We start from the raw sequence: 15,077 nt of genomic DNA on the forward strand, positions 1-15,077 counted from the left end.
GAGCCTAGAGCGGCTTCACCCGGTTCACATGGCCCATCTTGCGGCCCGGGCGCGCCTCGGCCTTGCCGTAGAGGTGCAGGCGGGCGTCGGATTTTCCAGACAGTTTCGACCACTGCTCGACCTCGTCGCCCAGCAGGTTGGTCATCTCGACCCGGAAATGCGCGGTCGTCGGGCCCAGCGGCCAGCCGGCGATGGCGCGGATATGCTGTTCGAACTGGTCGCAGACGCAGCCGTCCTGGGTCCAGTGGCCGGTGTTGTGGACGCGCGGCGCGATCTCGTTGACCAACAGCCGGGCCCCCTCATCGACATCTGGCCCGAGGTCGAACAGCTCGACTCCCAGTACGCCGACATAGTCGAGGCCGTTCAGGATCGCTTCCGCGATGGCCGTCGCCCGCGCCTGCGTCCCGGCGTCGACGTGGGCGGGCGCGAGGGTCGTCTTCAGGACCCCGTCGGCATGGATGTTCTCGCCGAGCGGATAGACGGCGATCGCGCCGTCGCGACCCCGTGCCGCGATGACCGACAGTTCGCGCCTGAAATCGGCCCTGGCCTCGAGAATGGCGGGACGCCGGCCGATGGCGTGCCAGGCGTCGGCGGCCATCGCGGCCGAGCGGACCCAGATCTGACCCTTGCCGTCGTAGCCTTCGCGGCGGGTCTTCAACAAGGCGGGGCTGCCGAGGCGTTGAAGCGCCGCCAGCAGGTCGTCCAGCCCGTCCACCGGCGCGAAATCCACCGTGGTGGCACCGACCCCGTTGAGGAAGGTCTTTTCGTCAACGCGATCCTGCGCCACGGCCAGCGCCCCGGGACCGGGCGACACCGACGCGCCGCCCTCGATCAGCGCCTGCACCGAGGAGGCGGGCACATTCTCGAATTCGAAGGTCACGGCCTGACAGGTCTGGCCCAGCACCGACAGGGCCGTGGGGTCGTCATAGGCCGCGATGATCTGGCCCTGCGAGACGCGTCCGGCGGGGCTGTTCTCTTTCGGATCGAGGATGACGACGTTGAAGCCGAGGCGCGACGCCGCCTGACTGAGCATCCGGCCCAACTGACCGCCGCCGAGAATGCCGAGAGTCGAACCTGGTGGCAGGGGAGACGTCACTCAGTCCTCGACTGTTTCGTGGACGGCCTCGGTCTGCGCCTCGCGGAAGGCGACCAGCCGTCCGGCCAGGACCTCGTCCGACAGCGCCAGGATTTGCGCGGCCAGTATGCCAGCGTTCCTGGCCCCCGGCTCGCCGATGGCCAGGGTCGCGACCGGAATCCCGCCGGGCATCTGGGCGATCGACAGAAGGCTGTCCATGCCCTTGAGCGATTTCGATTCCACCGGCACGCCGAGCACCGGCAACTCGGTCATGGACGCGGCCATGCCCGGCAGGTGGGCCGCGCCGCCCGCTCCGGCGATGACGACCTTGTAGCCCGCCGCCCTGGCCCCGGTGGCGAAGTCGAACAGGCGTTTGGGGGTGCGGTGGGCGCTGATGACCTTGGCGTCCCACGCCACGCCCAGGCGATCCAGGGCGTCGGCGGCGTGTTTCATGGTGGGCCAGTCGGACCGGCTGCCCATGATGATCGCCACGGGCGGTGTCTGAGTCGCCATGGATGCGCCTTTCGCAGGAAAGCGGCGCGATACAGGACTCGCGTTGCGCCCGCAACCGAGCGCGCTACGCTCAGCGGGCGCCGGACGTGTTGAGTCGCCGGCTGGGGAGCCCACTTCTCTCGTGACCGATGCCGTCGTCATTGACCCTTACTCCGAGATCGAGCGGATGCGCGCCGAGATCGAGGCCTTGCGCCTGCGCGCCGAATTGGCCGAGGCGGCGGCCGATCACGACGTGCTGACGAACGTCCTGAACCGGCGCGGCTTCATCGCCGCGATGAAGAGCGCCATGGCCTTCTCCCAGCGCCACGGCACGCCCGCGGTGTTGCTTTATCTCGACCTCGACGGCTTCAAGAGCGTCAACGACACGCTCGGTCACGCGGCGGGAGACGCGGCTCTCGTGCATATCGCCAACCTTCTGGCGGACAATCTGCGCGAATCGGACGCCGTCGGGCGTCTGGGCGGAGACGAATTCGGATTGTTGATGCTAAACGCGGGTCTGAATGGCGGTCGCGACAAGGCCAGCCGCCTGGCCGAAGCGCTCGCGGCCGAGACGTTCACCTGGAACGGCCGGACCGCGACTTTGGGCGGATCATTCGGCGTGCGCGCCTTCAACGGTCACTCCGACCCCGAAGTCTGGCTGGCCGAGGCCGACGCGGCCATGCGGGTGCGCAAGAGGAGGCGGTGAGTCCGGCGTTCAGGCGATGATGTCGGGCAGGATGCGGTCTTCGATCCTGGTGATCTCGTCGCGTAGCAGAAGCTTCTTTCGCTTCATCCGAGCGATCATCAGCTGATCCGGAATAGGCATATGGCCCAAGGCGTCGATCGAGGCGTCCAGGTCGGCATGTTCAAGGCGCAAGGCCTTCAGGCGCGTGCGAAGCGCCTGAACTTCGTCCGACACAAAGGGCTCGTCGTCGTTCATGGCAGTCCCCGGCGAGGCGCGCTTATAGCTTGCGTCGGCTCATGCCGGAAGCCGTTCGGCGAGCCGCATCAGGCCGGGACGCGGCGTCTTCGGCGACCAGACGCGCGCTACGGCCACCATGGCGTCCAGCATGGAGCGAGGCGGGCCTGACTCGGCGCGCGTCAGAGCCTCCAGCGCCGCCAACAACCGCCGTTCCGCATCCAGTTCGACGGCTTTCACCTGCGCCCGGATGGCTTCTCGCGCGGCGTCTTCCAGATCCGGAATGCGGGCCTTGAGCGCGCGACGGACCGCCCTCAAAGGTGCAACGGCCGAGTCATCCCAGGCACGGGCCATGTCGCAGGCATCCGCCCTCGCGTCGGCGTCCAGATCGCGACCCGTCGCCGCAGTCCACGCCGCCCACAACAGCAACGGCACGTTCTGGCCCGCCGAGTCCTGAAGCTCTAGACAGGTCTCCGCCACGCCGTCGGCGGAATAGGCCCTGACGACCCAGTCCCACAGCGTCATTCGGCGACTGGTCCCTTCAGGCCGTCCCAGCGGCGGACGGCGGCCCAGTCCAGGCCGAACAGGTCGAGCGCACGCCCGACCGACTGGTCGACCATCTCGGCGATGGAGGCGGGCCTGGCGTAGAAGGCGGGCAGGGGCGGCGCGATGACGGCGCCCATTTCGGACAGGGCCGTCAGGGTCCGAAGGTGGCCCAGATGCAGCGGCGTCTCGCGCACCATCAGCACCAGTGGCCGCCGTTCCTTCAGCATGACGTCGGCGGCACGGGTCAGCAGGGTCGAGGTCACGCCGGTGGCAATCTCGCTCATGGTCCGGACCGAACAGGGGGCGACGATCATGCCCAGGGTCCGGAACGACCCCGAGGCGATGGTGGCACCGACGTCGTTCAGACGATGCACCACATCGGCCCGGCCCAGCAGTTCGTCGGGCGTGAGATCCGTCTCCTGTGACAGGGTCAGCAGGGCCGCCCGTGTCACGACCAGATGGCTTTCGACCCCGAGCTCACGCAGGGCATCCAGCGCGCGCACGCCGTAAGTCACGCCAGACGCTCCGGAAATTCCGACGACGAGGCGGTTTGGGGTCGAAGGGGCCGGGTTCCGTACGGCTCCGTTCACATCTTCGACCAATTCGGGCTCCAGGTTGATCGGTTCTGATGGCCGATCGGCTCACCAGAAAGTGATTCTACAGGCGGTCAAGCCGGGTGCTCACTCTAGTGGTCCCTTAGACATGGAGGCGCAAGCCATGACCATCGAAGCTCGTATCCGCGAACTGGGAAACCGTCACCGCAACCTGGACAAGACCATCCAGCGCGAATTGACCCACCCGGCCGTGGACTCGCTTCACGTCAGAGAGCTCAAGCAACGCAAGCTCCGGCTCAAGGAACAGATCACCAGTCTGGAGGCGCGCGCAGGCTAGAGCGAAATCGGTTTGGCCGCGAATGCGCCCAAACCCAGATTTCGCTCCAGCATAAATCGGGAGCCTGATTCATGGCATCGGCGGAATCGCGAAGCGATTCCTCCTCAACCGATCAGGCTCTAGCGAGCGACCTCCGAAATGAAACAACGGCCCCGGGAGCGATCCCGGGGCCGTTTTCGCGTCTCCGCCCCACCGCTTCGCGCGGCGAGGAGAATTCAGTCTTTCTTGCCGAAGACCGAAGCCGCGGTCGGTTCGGCGCTGCGGCGTTCGCGGGCCTCGGGGACGAACTCGGGCTCGGCGGGCTCAACCGGCGTGGCGACGGGCTGGATGGTGGCACCACCCTTCTTGGCGTCGTCCCTGGCCTTCTTGTCGGCGGCCGTGCGGACCAATTCGTCCAAGGCCAGCTGGCCGACCAGGCCCAGGGTCACCGGATCGACCGGCTTGATGTTGGCGCTGTTCCAGTGGGTGCGGTTGCGCACGCTCTCGATGGTCGATTTGGTCGTGCCCAGTAGCTTGGCGATCTGGGCGTCGGTCACCTCGGGGTGGTTGCGAACGAACCAGGAGATGGCGTCCGGGCGGTCCTGACGACGCGAGACCGGCGTGTATTTCGGGGCCGGCTTGTGCGCCTTCATCAGATCGGCATGGCGGCTGACGACGGCCTGCATGCGGTAGGCGTCGTCGTTCTGGGCCTTGTCCAGCTCTTCGCGGGTCAGCTGGCCATTGACCAGCGGGTCGGCGCCGCGAATGTCGCGGGCCACGTCGCCGTCGGCGATGCCGCGCACTTCCAGCGGATGCAAGCCGCAGAAATCGGCGATCTGATCGAAGGTCAGAGAGGTGTTGTCGACCAGCCAGACCGCAGTGGCCTTGGGCATCAGGATGTCGGTCATGGGCGTCTTCGCTTCTGTGTTGGGACCGCCCCGACGGGGGTCTGGCGGGTTCCGGATACAACGGCGCCCGACCTTTCGGCCGGGCGCTGATGATGCCGATATAGTCCCATTCGCCGGAAAAGAAAACGAAAGCCGACATCGGCATACAGCTACGGTTCATCGTGGCTGTTGAACATGGGTTCCCGAGACGCATTCCGCGTTCAGTGACTTCTTTGGGAGGGACCCATGTTTATCGAAGTTCTTGCCGCCATGGCAGTTTTCTCCGGCGCGGCGCCGGCCGCGCAGGACATCACGCCCCAAGGCGCACCGCGCGGCGACTATCGCCAAAGCTGCGGCGGCGAATACGTCCATCGGGGTCGGCTGTACGCCGATTGCCGCAACCGCAACGGTCGGCTGCGCGAGACCTCCATCGCGCTGAACCGTTGCGCGGATTACGAAATTCGCAATGACGACGGCCTGCTGGTCTGCGGCCCCTTCCGGGGAACCTACGAAGATCGGCCGGGTAATGGCGGCGGCGGCGGCAATGGCGGCGATGGCGGCGGAAACGGGGGTGGGCGTGACTCCATTACGGTCTACCGCGACGCCGATTTCCGGAGCGCGTCGTCCCGGTTCGAGGGCGACGTCCCGAACCTGAGCAACACCGGCTTCAATGATGTCATCAGCTCTATGCGGTTCCGCGGCGAATGGGAGGCCTGCACGGACTCCCACTATCGCGGCCAGTGCCAGACCTTCCGCGACGACGTGCGGAATCTGGCGCGCTGGGGCATGAACGACCGGATATCGTCGCTGCGGCCGGTGCGTCGCGGCGGCGGTCGCTGGTAGACTTCAGGTCGTCGTCAGCACGATCTTGCCGACGTGGTCGCCCGCCTCGAGCCTGAGGTGGGCGGCGGCGGCCTGTTCAAGGGGGAAGGTCGCCTCGACGGGTGGGCGAACGGCGCCGCTCCTGATCCAAGGCCAGGCTTTGGCCTGCACAGCCGCGATCAGCCGCGCCTTTTCGTCGGCGGGTCGGGCGCGCAGCGTCGAGCCGGTCAGTACGATCCGCTTCATCATCACGCGGCCCAGGTCGATCTGGGCCGTCGATCCCGACAGGGTCGCGATCACCACCCACCTGCCAAACGGCTTCAGGGCCGTCAGATTGAGGGCGGCATAATCCGCTCCGACCATGTCCAGCACCACATCGACGCCGCCGAAGTCGGTGATCGCGCTCACCATGTCGTCCTTGCGCGCGTCCAGGCTGAGGTCGGCGCCCAGGGCCCGCGCCGCTGCGGCCTTCTGCTCCCCCCGCGACGTGGCCACCACCCGCGCTCCGGCCGCCTTGGCCATCTGGATCGCCGTCACCCCGATGCCGCTGGTGGCGCCGTGGATCAGCAGGGTCTCGCCGGCCTTCAGGTCGCCGGCCTCGAAGACATTGGCGAAGACGGTGCAAACCGTCTCGGGCAGGGCGGCTGCCTGAATGAAGTCCAGGTCGACAGGAACCGGCAGGGCGTGTCGGGCATCGACGACGGCCATGTCGGCATAGCCCCCGCCGCCCAGCAGGGCGCAGACGCGATCGCCGAACGCCCAGCGCACGACGCCGTCTCCGGTCTGATCCACGGTTCCCGCGACCTCCAGGCCGGGAATGTCCGAAGCCCCGGGCGGGGCGGGATAGCGGCCCATGCGTTGCAGTATGTCGGGCCGGTTGACCCCGGCGGCGGCCACGCGGATCCGGATTTCGCCGGGTCCCGCGACGGGGTCCGGACGCACCGCAGGAGTCAGCGCGTCGGCCGGGCCAGCGCCGCCCTTGATCTCGATTACCCGCATTGAATGGCGTCCTCGTTCTTGCAATCGTCCGTGTCCGGGCGTTCAGATAGGCCGTCGCGCGACGCAAGACCACGAAGGAGGCTGCGATGTTCGAGGATATGGAACCGCGTCCGGCGCGGGGGGCGCCTCTGATCGCGCTCAGCCGCGAGGACCTGGATGACTATTCCGTCGGGGATCTGAACACCCGCATCGCCGGTCTGGAGGCCGAGATCGCCCGTTCGCGCGCCGCAATTGACGGCAAATCCTCCCAACGCGACGCCGCCGACGCCTTTTTCAACTTCCGCCCCTGAATCAGCGGCTTGGCACGGCCGTTGCAGTCGTCGATCTTGCCGCGCGAAACCGTGCCGCTCGTGATACGGATGCGCCTGCCCGATGAGTTTGACCCCGTTCATGTCCAGCGACGCCGCCATTCCTCCGACCGCCGGGCGAAGCCGGGCCGACGTCGTCGACGACTTCGCGCGCTCCGAGTTGTTCGACCGCACCTTCCGCGAGGGCATGGAACTGGTCGAGGAAACTGCCGCCTATCTGGACGGTGACGGTCGTCGCGAGTCCAAACTGTTGTCGCGCGCCACGGCCCTGGCCTATGCGGGCGAAAGCATGAAATTGACCACCCGGCTGATGCAGATCGCGTCGTGGCTGCTGGTCCAGCGGGCGGTGCGCGAAGGCGAAATGGCCGCCGCCTGCGCCTGCGAGCCGCGTTATCGTCTGGCCGACCGCAAGATCGAGGCCGATCCGACGCATCCGGAACTGCCCATCGCCCTGGTGGAATATCTGATTCGGGCCGAGAAACTTTACGACCGCGCACTGCATCTGGACCGACGCATGTTCGTCGACGCGTCCGAAGAAGACGCCGTCAATCCCGTTCAGAGCCAGCTGGATCGCCTGACGGCGGCATTCGGCGGCTAAACCGGCCTATGGCCCGACGTCGTTGGCGTCCGCCCGGCCGTCGGCGACGACCTTGGGCAGGCTGACGGCGATGCCGAGGGCTTCGGCCAGCTTGGCGTCCCGGCTGTAGACGTCCTCGCGAAACGCGACACGGCCCTGACCGTCCACGAAGGCGGTCCAGTACAGCAGGCGCACGCCGATCTCGCGGCCGGTCTGGATGCGCTTGGTCCGGCGGTTGTCCTGGGCCTCGTCGAACTGGGACAACAGGGCGGGGTCCGGCGACAGCAGCAAACGGGCGAAATCGACCGCGCCCTGAACCCGAACGCAGCCGTGGCTACGCTGGCGCATGGCCAGGTTGAAGGCGGACTTGGTCGGTGTGTCGTGCAGGAAGATGGCGTGGCTGTCGCGCAGCTCGAACTTGACATAGCCCAGCGCCGCCGTCGGCCCGGCGCGCTGAATGACCGTGCCGTTCTGAATGTACATGTTGTTCGCGGCCAGATAGCCCGGCCCCTTGGGCAGGATTTCGCTCCGGGCGATCGAGGCGGGCACATACCAGGGCGGGTTGGCCACGACCGAGGCGAAGGGCTTCTCCAGGCTGGGAGTCTGGTTCACGGGCGAGCCGACAACGACGCGGTTGGAGTGAAGCGGCTTGCCGTCCTTCCAGTAGACCATGATGGCGGCGGCGGTGTTGACCTCGATCCGCTCGGGCGAAACCTCGCGCTTCAGCCAGCGGCGGCGTTCCAGGTTCAGCGCGATCTGACGGGCGCGATCCTCGGCCGAGGCGGAGAGGGAGCGTTGGGTGCCGGAGCCGATGCGGCCATCGGACAGAAGGCCGTGCCGGGTCTGGAAGCTGCGCACTCCCGCCTGCAGGGCGGGGCCGTAGACGTTGCCCATGGTCGCGATTCGGGCACCGTCGTCAGCGGTCAAGTCGCCCTCGGCGACCAGGCGCTGGATGATGAATGGGAGGCGGGCGTCGCCGCCGTCCGGCTCGATGTTGGCCCCAATGCGGAAGGCCGGCCAACCGCCGTTATCGCGGATCAGGCGTCGGTAGCGGACATAGCCCGCCGACAGGTTGGAATAGCCAATGTCGGTCGGCGCCAGACCTTCCAGCCAGTCGATCATCTGGTTCTGAGCCAGGGCGTCGTTCAACCCGACGGGCAGATCGGCGCTGTTCTTATGCATCTCCCACAGGTCTTCGACCATCTCGGGGCGCACGCGGCCCTCGGCGAGGACGCGGGCATAACCCAGGGCGGCGGCGGTGGTCCGCATCTCGGCGGCCGTGCGATCCGCTGCGAGAGCCTCGAAATCGAAGAAGTCGATCAGGGACAGGCCGTGACGCTCGGCGCGGGCGGCGGCGGCCTGAAGTGTGCGCAGGCGTTCCGCCGTCCAGACGGGTCGCCAACCGTTCAGCTCGTAAAAGGCGCGGACATCCGGCTGCGCGGTCGCGGGCAGCCGGGCCAACTGGTCGTTGAAACCGTCGTAGAAGGCGACCGCGCCGGGGTCGCGCGTCTGCGCCCAGGCCGTCGCGCCCGTCGAAGACGCCAGTGTCGCCGCCGCCGCGCCCAGACCCAGTTGCCGTCGATTCATGTATCCGCTCTTCGTCCGTTTAGCCGCCCGGACACTGCGTCCGAGCCCCGAAATGCCAACGCCGCGATGTTACCGGCGTTCCGGTCAAACAGAAAGGCGCCGGCCCGTGGACCGACGCCTTCGTGATCGTCTTGCGTCGTCGGTGTGGCCATAAAGCCAGACCCCGAGCGGCCTACTTCTTGATGAAGCCGGCGAACTTGTTGTTGAAACGCGAAACGCGACCGCCGCGATCCAGCAACTGCTGGTTGCCGCCGGTCCAGGCCGGGTGCGTCAGCGGATCGATGTCCAGGTTCAGGGTCGCGCCTTCCTTCTGATAGGTCGAGCGTGTCTGGAAGCTGGTGCCGTCCGTCATCACCACGGTGATGAAGTGGTAGTCGGGGTGCGTATCCGCCTTCATGGTCTTCGTCCGGTCTCTGGCGCGATGACGATGCCGACCGTCGGGTGCGCGGAAATGAGAAAACCCGCCTTAGAGGGGCGGGCAATGAGCGGCCGCGTTTACACCGGGGGCCGTTCCGGGGCAAGAGGCGCGCGCCATGACCGACTCCAACGCCCCCGCGATCGACGCCGCCGACCTGCGCCAACGTCCCGGCGCAGGGGCTCTGCTCAGCGAGCAGATGAACGAGGCGGGCTCGCGCCGGGAGCGCAAGCGCGACGTCCGGCCGCTGGCCCGGCTGCTGCCCTTCGCCATGCGCCACAAGGGCCATATGGCCCTGGCCGGTCTCTGGCTGGTGCTCTCCACCGTCGCCTCGCTGGGTCTGACCGTGTCGGCGCGCGGCGCCATCGACAATGGCTTCGAGGACGGCGGCGCGCGGTTGAACCTTTGGTTTATAGTTCTCGGCGTCAACGCCCTGTTCCTCGGCGTGGCCACCGCCGTGCGCTATTTCTACGTCACCAAGACCGGCGAACGGGTCGTGGCCGACCTGCGCAAGGGTCTGTTCGAGCGCATCCTGACGCTCGACCCCGCCTTCTTCGCGAAAATTCGCACCGGCGAGGTGCTGTCGCGCCTGACGACCGACATCGCCTTGGTCGAGACGTTGTTGACGACGGCGGTGTCCTATGCCTTGCGAAACATGCTGACCTTGATCGGCGGGACCGTGCTGCTTTTCGTGGTCAGCCCCAAGCTGACGGGTTTCGTCCTGCTCGTCGTGCCCTTGCTGATTGGCCCATTGTTCATTTTCGGCCGTCGTGTTCGCAAATTGACCGTGGCCTCGCAGGATCGCTTCGCCAGCGCCGTCGGGTTCGCGGGCGAAAGCGTCGATGCGATCGAGACCGTCCAGGCCTTCGGGCGAGAAAAAAGCGCCATCGGCCGCTTTGGCGAGGCCGTCGAGGACGCCTTCGGCGTGTCGGTGGTTCGCATGCGGGCCCGTGCCCTGATGACCGCCATGATCATCGTCGTCATGTTCGGCGGCGTGACCCTGGTCCTGTGGCTGGGCGCGCAGGACGTCATCGCAGGCCGAATGACGCCGGGAGCGCTGCTTCAATTCGTGCTGCTGTCGGTGTTCGCCGCCGGCGCGGTCGGCGCGCTCGGCGAAAGCTGGGGCGACGTCCAGAAGGCGGCGGGGGCCATGGAGCGCATCGACGAACTGATGCGCAGCGTCCCGTCCATCGCGCCGCCCGCCACGCCGCGGGCCCTGCCGTCGCCGCCGGTCGGCGAGGTCTCGATGTCGGCGGTGCGGTTCGCCTACCCGGGTCGCCCCGACCTGCCGGCGCTCAAGGGATTTTCCCTCACCGTGCGCCCCGGCGAAACGGTGGCGCTGGTCGGCCCCTCGGGCGCGGGCAAGAGCACCGTCTTCCGACTGTTGCTGCGCTTCTACGATCCGCAGTCCGGCGTGGTCTCGGTCGACGGGGTGGACGTGCGGGACGCCGATCCCATAGCCGTCCGGGAGCGCTTCGCCTGGGTCTCGCAGGAAGCGCCCCTGTTCTCGGGCTCCGCCGACGAAAACATTCGTTTCGGGCGCGAAACTGCCACGCCGGATGAGGTGCGCGCCGCCGCCGAGGAGGCCCAGGCCCTCGGCTTCATCGATGCCCTGCCCGAGGCGTTCGACACCCCGCTGGGCAAGCGTGGCAAGAGCCTGTCCGGTGGCCAGCGCCAGCGCCTCGCCATCGCCCGGGCATTGGTCCGCGACGCGCCGATCCTGCTGCTGGACGAAGCCACGTCTGCCCTCGACGCCGAAAATGAACGGCTGGTCCAGGTCGCGCTGGATCAGGCCATGGCAGCCCGCACCACGATCGTCATCGCCCACCGTCTGGCCACGGTGCTACGCGCCGACCGCATCGTCGTCATGGAACACGGTCAGGTGGTCGAGGAGGGCACGCACCAGGGCTTGATGGCGCAGGGGGGATTGTACGCCCGTCTGGCCGAGCTTCAGTTCCGCGCCGACTAGAGCGAAACCGATTTGGACGCGAACGCGTCCAAACTCAGATTTCGCTCCAGAATCATGCTGGAGCCTGATTCACGGCATCGACGGAATCGCGAAGCGATTCCTCATCAACCGATCAGGCTCTAACCCGCGGCCATCACGCCGCAGATGACACGGTCGCCCGCGCCGCCGATGGGCTGGCTCGCGTGATCGTCCATGTTCGCGTGGATCACCAGCGCCGAGCCGTCAGCGTCCCACAACCACTGGCCAGGGCCGTCGGAGGCGATTCGGGCCCGCGAGGTGAAGACTTCTGCCCGCACGGACCCCTGCGCGTCGGCGTGGATGTTCGGCAGGTCGCCGTCATCCGGTCCAGCGGCGTTCAGCAGGCCGTGCGGCGCCTTGGGTTCGCCGTGGTTCACATGCGCTCCGGCCGAGGTGAAGGGCGCGGCGCACTGGCCCGTCGCGTGGATGTGGACCCCGTGCCAGCCGGGCGTCAGGCCATCGGCCTCGACGCGGATCAACAGACCGGTGGGCCCCTGAGTCAGGATCGCGCGGCCCACATTGGCACCGGAGGCGTTCATCAGCGTCGCCTCGCCGAAGTCGCCGACCGCGGCGCGCGCGGGCAGGTCCGAATAGTCGTTCGCGGTGACGCTGACGCAGGCCCCCAGCGACGCGATCAGAGGCAAGACGGCGAGGGTGAAGAGGCGGAAGCGGCGCATGGTGAAATTTCCTTGTCTATAAGAGCGATCGCGGCGGCTTCGCTTTGCCACCCGCGCCCCTGGATGCTAGAAAACCGGACAGCGGATCACGTTCCGATTCCGACCATTTAAAGCCTGATTTCCTTGACCGACGACAGCTATACGAACGCCCTCCCGCCGTCTTCCGGCGGGGGCGGTGACATCGCCACCATCACCATCGAAGACGAGCTGAGGCGATCCTACCTCGACTACGCCATGAGCGTGATCGTGTCCCGCGCCCTGCCCGACGCGCGTGACGGGCTGAAGCCCGTGCACCGCCGCATCCTGTACTCGATGCATGACCTCAAGATGACGCCCGACCGCGCCTATTCGAAATGCGCGCGTGTCGTAGGCGACGTGCTGGGCCGCTTCCACCCGCACGGCGACGCCTCGGTCTATATGGCGCTGGTGCGGATGGCCCAGCCGTTCTCGATGGGGCTGATGCTGGTTGACGGCCAGGGCAATTTCGGTTCGGTCGACGGCGATATGCCCGCCTCGATGCGATACACCGAGGCCCGGATGGCCCCGGCCGCAGCGGCGCTGCTGACCGACATCGACAAGGACACCGTCGATTTCCAGCCGAACTATGACGAGAAGGAGATGGAGCCCGTCGTCCTGCCGGCGCGGATACCCAACCTGCTGGTCAATGGCGCGGGCGGCATCGCCGTCGGTATGGCGACCAACATCCCGCCGCATAATCTGGGAGAGATCATCGACGCCTGCGTGGCCCTGCTGGACGATCCGGATGTCACCGACGACGCCCTGCTGGACATCGTGCCGGGTCCGGACTTCCCGACCGGCGGCGAGATCATGGGCCGCACCGCGCCGCGCAATGCCCTGCGCGACGGCCGCGGCTCGGTCATCGTCCGGGGCATGGCGACCATCGAGACGATCCGCAAGGATCGCGAGGCTATCGTGGTCACCCAGCTGCCCTATCAGGTCAACAAACAGACCCTGATCGAGCGGATCGTCGAAATGGTCCGCGAGAAGCGGATCGAAGGCATCTCGGACGTCCGCGACGAATCCGACCGCGACGGCATGCGGATGGTTATCGAGCTGAAGCGCGACGCGTCCGGCGATGTGGTGCTGAACCAGCTGTGGCGTTTCACGGCCATGCAGTCGTCGTTCGGTGTGAACATGCTGGCTCTGAACCATGGCCGCCCGATCCAGATGGGCCTGCGCCAGCTGCTGGAGGCCTTCCTCGAGTTCCGCGAAGAGGTCGTCGTCCGCCGCATCAAGTTCGAACTGGCCAAGGCCCGCGACCGCGGCCATGTGCTGGTCGGTCTGGCCGTGGCCGTGGCCAATATCGACGAGGTCATCCACATCATCCGCTCGTCGGCTGATCCCGCCGAAGCGCGCGAGCGGCTGCAGGCCAAGAGCTGGCCGGTCGGCGACATGATCGCCCTGATCGAGTTGATCGCCGACCCGCGCTCGATGCTGGTCGACGGCGACAAGCTGAACCTGACCGACGAACAGGCCCGCGCCATCCTCGGCCTGACCCTGTCCCGCCTGACCGGTCTGGGTCGTGACGACATCTTCGCCGAGGCCCGGGGTCTGGCCGACACCATCCAAGGCCACCTGACCCTGCTGAGCGACCGCGCCAACATCCTGGCCGTGATCCGCGAGGATCTGCTGCTGGTAAGGTCCGAGTTCGCCGTTCCCCGCCGCACCATCATCGGCGAAGGCGACTATGAGCTGGAAGACGAGGACCTGATCCCGCGCGAGGACATGGTCGTGACGGTCACCCACGGTGGCTACGTCAAGCGCGTGGCGCTGAACGCCTACCGGACCCAGCATCGCGGCGGCAAGGGCAAATCGGGCGTGGCGATGAAGGAGGACGATGCCGTCGTCGGCCTCTTCTCGGCCTCGACCCATACGCCGGTGCTGTTCTTCGCCACCAACGGCAAGGCCTACAAGCTCAAGACCTGGCGTCTGCCGCTGGGCAGTCCGCAGTCGCGCGGCAAGGCCTTCGTCAATCTGCTGCCGATCGAGCCGGGCGATTCGATCATGAACGTCCTGCCGCTGCCCGAGAACGAGGCGGACTGGGCCAACTACGACATCATGTTCGCCACCAAGTCGGGCGACGTGCGTCGCAACAAGCTGAGCGACTTCGCCACCGTCAACCGGGCCGGCAAGATCGCCATGAAGCTGGAAGACGGCGACCACATGGTTGGCGTGGCCCTGTGTACGGCCGAGGACGACGTCATGCTGACGACCGCTCTGGGCCGCGCCATCCGCTTCAAGGCCGACGACGTGCGCGTCTTCAAGGGCCGGGATTCGACCGGCGTTCGCGGCGTCCGCCTGCAGAAGGACGACGCGGTTATTTCCATGGCCGTGCTGGGCCGGGTCGATGCGACGCCGGACGAGCGCGCCGCCTACGTCAAACACGCCACCGCCATGCGGCGCGCGACCGGAGAGGGCGAGGACGAAACTCCAACTGTCGAAGCTGACGACGAGGGCGGCGAAGGCTCGGCCGACGCCGCGGCGCTGAGCATCGAACGCATCGCCGAACTGGGGGCCGCCGAGCAGTTCATCCTGACGGTCACCGAGACCGGATTCGGCAAGCGGTCCTCGGCCTATGAGTATCGTCGCACGGGCCGGGGCGGACAGGGGCTGACGGCCCATGGCCTGGGGGGTCGCGCGGGCACGCGTCTGGCGGCCTCCTTCCCGATCGACGACAGCGACGAGCTTTTACTGGTGACCTCGGGTGGTCAGATGATCCGCACCCCGGTCGGCCAGGTCCGCATCGTCGGCCGCACCAGCCAGGGCGTCACCATCTTCCGCACGGCGGAGGGTGAAAGGGTCGTCTCGGTCGAGCGCCTGCCCGACAGCGGTGGGGGCGATGACGCGGCGGCCGATGACGAGGCGCCGGACGGCGAGGGCGGCGAAGGCTGATCC

General features: G+C 67.3%; 17 protein-coding genes. 7 read left to right on the forward strand and 10 right to left on the reverse strand.

The features are described from left to right. Positions 1 to 4 precede the first annotated feature (4 nt). On the reverse strand, positions 5 to 1,096 hold the full coding sequence (locus ACESMO_RS00970) for a 5-(carboxyamino)imidazole ribonucleotide synthase (protein ID WP_372706311.1): 1,092 nt from the start codon (positions 1,094 to 1,096) through the stop codon (positions 5 to 7). After that, positions 1,097 to 1,588, reverse strand: coding sequence for a 5-(carboxyamino)imidazole ribonucleotide mutase (gene purE / locus ACESMO_RS00975; protein WP_372706312.1), 492 nt, complete (start codon positions 1,586 to 1,588; stop codon positions 1,097 to 1,099). Between the two features lie 121 nt (positions 1,589 to 1,709). On the opposite strand from purE, the gene ACESMO_RS00980 reads away from it, so the two are divergent. After that, entirely contained in the window at positions 1,710 to 2,273 is a 564-nt protein-coding gene (locus tag ACESMO_RS00980; protein WP_372706313.1) for a GGDEF domain-containing protein, read from the forward strand. A 9-nt stretch (positions 2,274 to 2,282) separates the two neighbouring features. Here ACESMO_RS00980 and ACESMO_RS00985 read toward each other — a convergent pair whose 3' ends face one another. From ACESMO_RS00985 to ACESMO_RS00995, 3 genes are read right to left on the reverse strand one after another with little or no spacing between them, the layout of a single operon-like run. Further along, positions 2,283 to 2,507, reverse strand: coding sequence for a YdcH family protein (locus tag ACESMO_RS00985; protein WP_372706314.1), 225 nt, complete (start codon positions 2,505 to 2,507; stop codon positions 2,283 to 2,285). A gap of 39 nt (positions 2,508 to 2,546) precedes the next feature. Continuing rightward, on the reverse strand, positions 2,547 to 3,011 hold the full coding sequence (locus tag ACESMO_RS00990; RefSeq protein ID WP_372706315.1) for a TIGR02444 family protein: 465 nt from the start codon (positions 3,009 to 3,011) through the stop codon (positions 2,547 to 2,549). Then, entirely contained in the window at positions 3,008 to 3,634 is a 627-nt protein-coding gene (locus tag ACESMO_RS00995) for a UbiX family flavin prenyltransferase (protein ID WP_372706316.1), read from the reverse strand. Before ACESMO_RS00995 ends, ACESMO_RS00990 begins: the two co-directional genes overlap by 4 nt. 115 nt (positions 3,635 to 3,749) lie before the next feature. Between ACESMO_RS00995 and ACESMO_RS01000 the strand changes: the two genes are divergently transcribed. Then, entirely contained in the window at positions 3,750 to 3,923 is a 174-nt protein-coding gene (locus ACESMO_RS01000) for a YdcH family protein (protein WP_372706317.1), read from the forward strand. 215 nt (positions 3,924 to 4,138) lie between these two features. Here the strand turns inward: ACESMO_RS01000 and ACESMO_RS01005 are convergent, their stop codons facing one another. Beyond that, positions 4,139 to 4,810: a DUF1013 domain-containing protein gene (locus ACESMO_RS01005; protein WP_372706318.1), complete on the reverse strand. Its 672-nt coding sequence runs from the start codon at positions 4,808 to 4,810 to the stop codon at positions 4,139 to 4,141. Positions 4,811 to 5,035: 225 nt separating this feature from the next. Between ACESMO_RS01005 and ACESMO_RS01010 the strand changes: the two genes are divergently transcribed. Continuing rightward, positions 5,036 to 5,632, forward strand: a complete 597-nt coding sequence (locus tag ACESMO_RS01010) for a beta/gamma crystallin-related protein (RefSeq protein ID WP_372706319.1) — start codon at positions 5,036 to 5,038, stop codon at positions 5,630 to 5,632. A gap of 3 nt (positions 5,633 to 5,635) precedes the next feature. Here ACESMO_RS01010 and ACESMO_RS01015 read toward each other — a convergent pair whose 3' ends face one another. Beyond that, a complete protein-coding gene (locus ACESMO_RS01015; protein ID WP_372706320.1) occupies positions 5,636 to 6,610 on the reverse strand; it encodes an NAD(P)H-quinone oxidoreductase in 975 nt (324 codons plus the stop codon). An 86-nt stretch (positions 6,611 to 6,696) separates the two neighbouring features. On the opposite strand from ACESMO_RS01015, the gene ACESMO_RS01020 reads away from it, so the two are divergent. After that, positions 6,697 to 6,900, forward strand: coding sequence for a DUF1192 domain-containing protein (locus ACESMO_RS01020; protein ID WP_372706321.1), 204 nt, complete (start codon positions 6,697 to 6,699; stop codon positions 6,898 to 6,900). Positions 6,901 to 6,982: 82 nt separating this feature from the next. Continuing rightward, entirely contained in the window at positions 6,983 to 7,516 is a 534-nt protein-coding gene (locus tag ACESMO_RS01025) for a DUF1465 family protein (protein WP_372706322.1), read from the forward strand. A gap of 6 nt (positions 7,517 to 7,522) precedes the next feature. Here the strand turns inward: ACESMO_RS01025 and ACESMO_RS01030 are convergent, their stop codons facing one another. Both ACESMO_RS01030 and rpmE read right to left on the reverse strand, forming a co-directional pair. Then, positions 7,523 to 9,082, reverse strand: a complete 1,560-nt coding sequence (locus ACESMO_RS01030) for a murein L,D-transpeptidase (RefSeq protein WP_372706323.1) — start codon at positions 9,080 to 9,082, stop codon at positions 7,523 to 7,525. Positions 9,083 to 9,254: 172 nt separating this feature from the next. Beyond that, complete coding sequence (gene rpmE / locus ACESMO_RS01035) at positions 9,255 to 9,479, reverse strand: 50S ribosomal protein L31 (RefSeq protein WP_372706324.1); 225 nt, start codon at positions 9,477 to 9,479, stop codon at positions 9,255 to 9,257. A gap of 136 nt (positions 9,480 to 9,615) precedes the next feature. Here rpmE and ACESMO_RS01040 point away from each other — a divergent pair, with 136 nt between their 5' ends. Further along, positions 9,616 to 11,466: an ABC transporter transmembrane domain-containing protein gene (locus ACESMO_RS01040; RefSeq protein WP_372706325.1), complete on the forward strand. Its 1,851-nt coding sequence runs from the start codon at positions 9,616 to 9,618 to the stop codon at positions 11,464 to 11,466. A 119-nt stretch (positions 11,467 to 11,585) separates the two neighbouring features. On the opposite strand, the gene ACESMO_RS01045 is transcribed toward ACESMO_RS01040, so the two are convergent. Next, on the reverse strand, positions 11,586 to 12,161 hold the full coding sequence (locus tag ACESMO_RS01045) for a superoxide dismutase family protein (protein ID WP_372706326.1): 576 nt from the start codon (positions 12,159 to 12,161) through the stop codon (positions 11,586 to 11,588). Positions 12,162 to 12,284: 123 nt separating this feature from the next. Between ACESMO_RS01045 and gyrA the strand changes: the two genes are divergently transcribed. Continuing rightward, a complete protein-coding gene (gyrA, locus tag ACESMO_RS01050; protein WP_372706327.1) occupies positions 12,285 to 15,074 on the forward strand; it encodes a DNA gyrase subunit A in 2,790 nt (929 codons plus the stop codon). The last annotated feature ends 3 nt before the right edge of the window (positions 15,075 to 15,077 follow it).

Source organism: Brevundimonas sp. (genome assembly GCF_041688735.1).
Lineage (GTDB): Bacteria > Pseudomonadota > Alphaproteobacteria > Caulobacterales > Caulobacteraceae > Brevundimonas.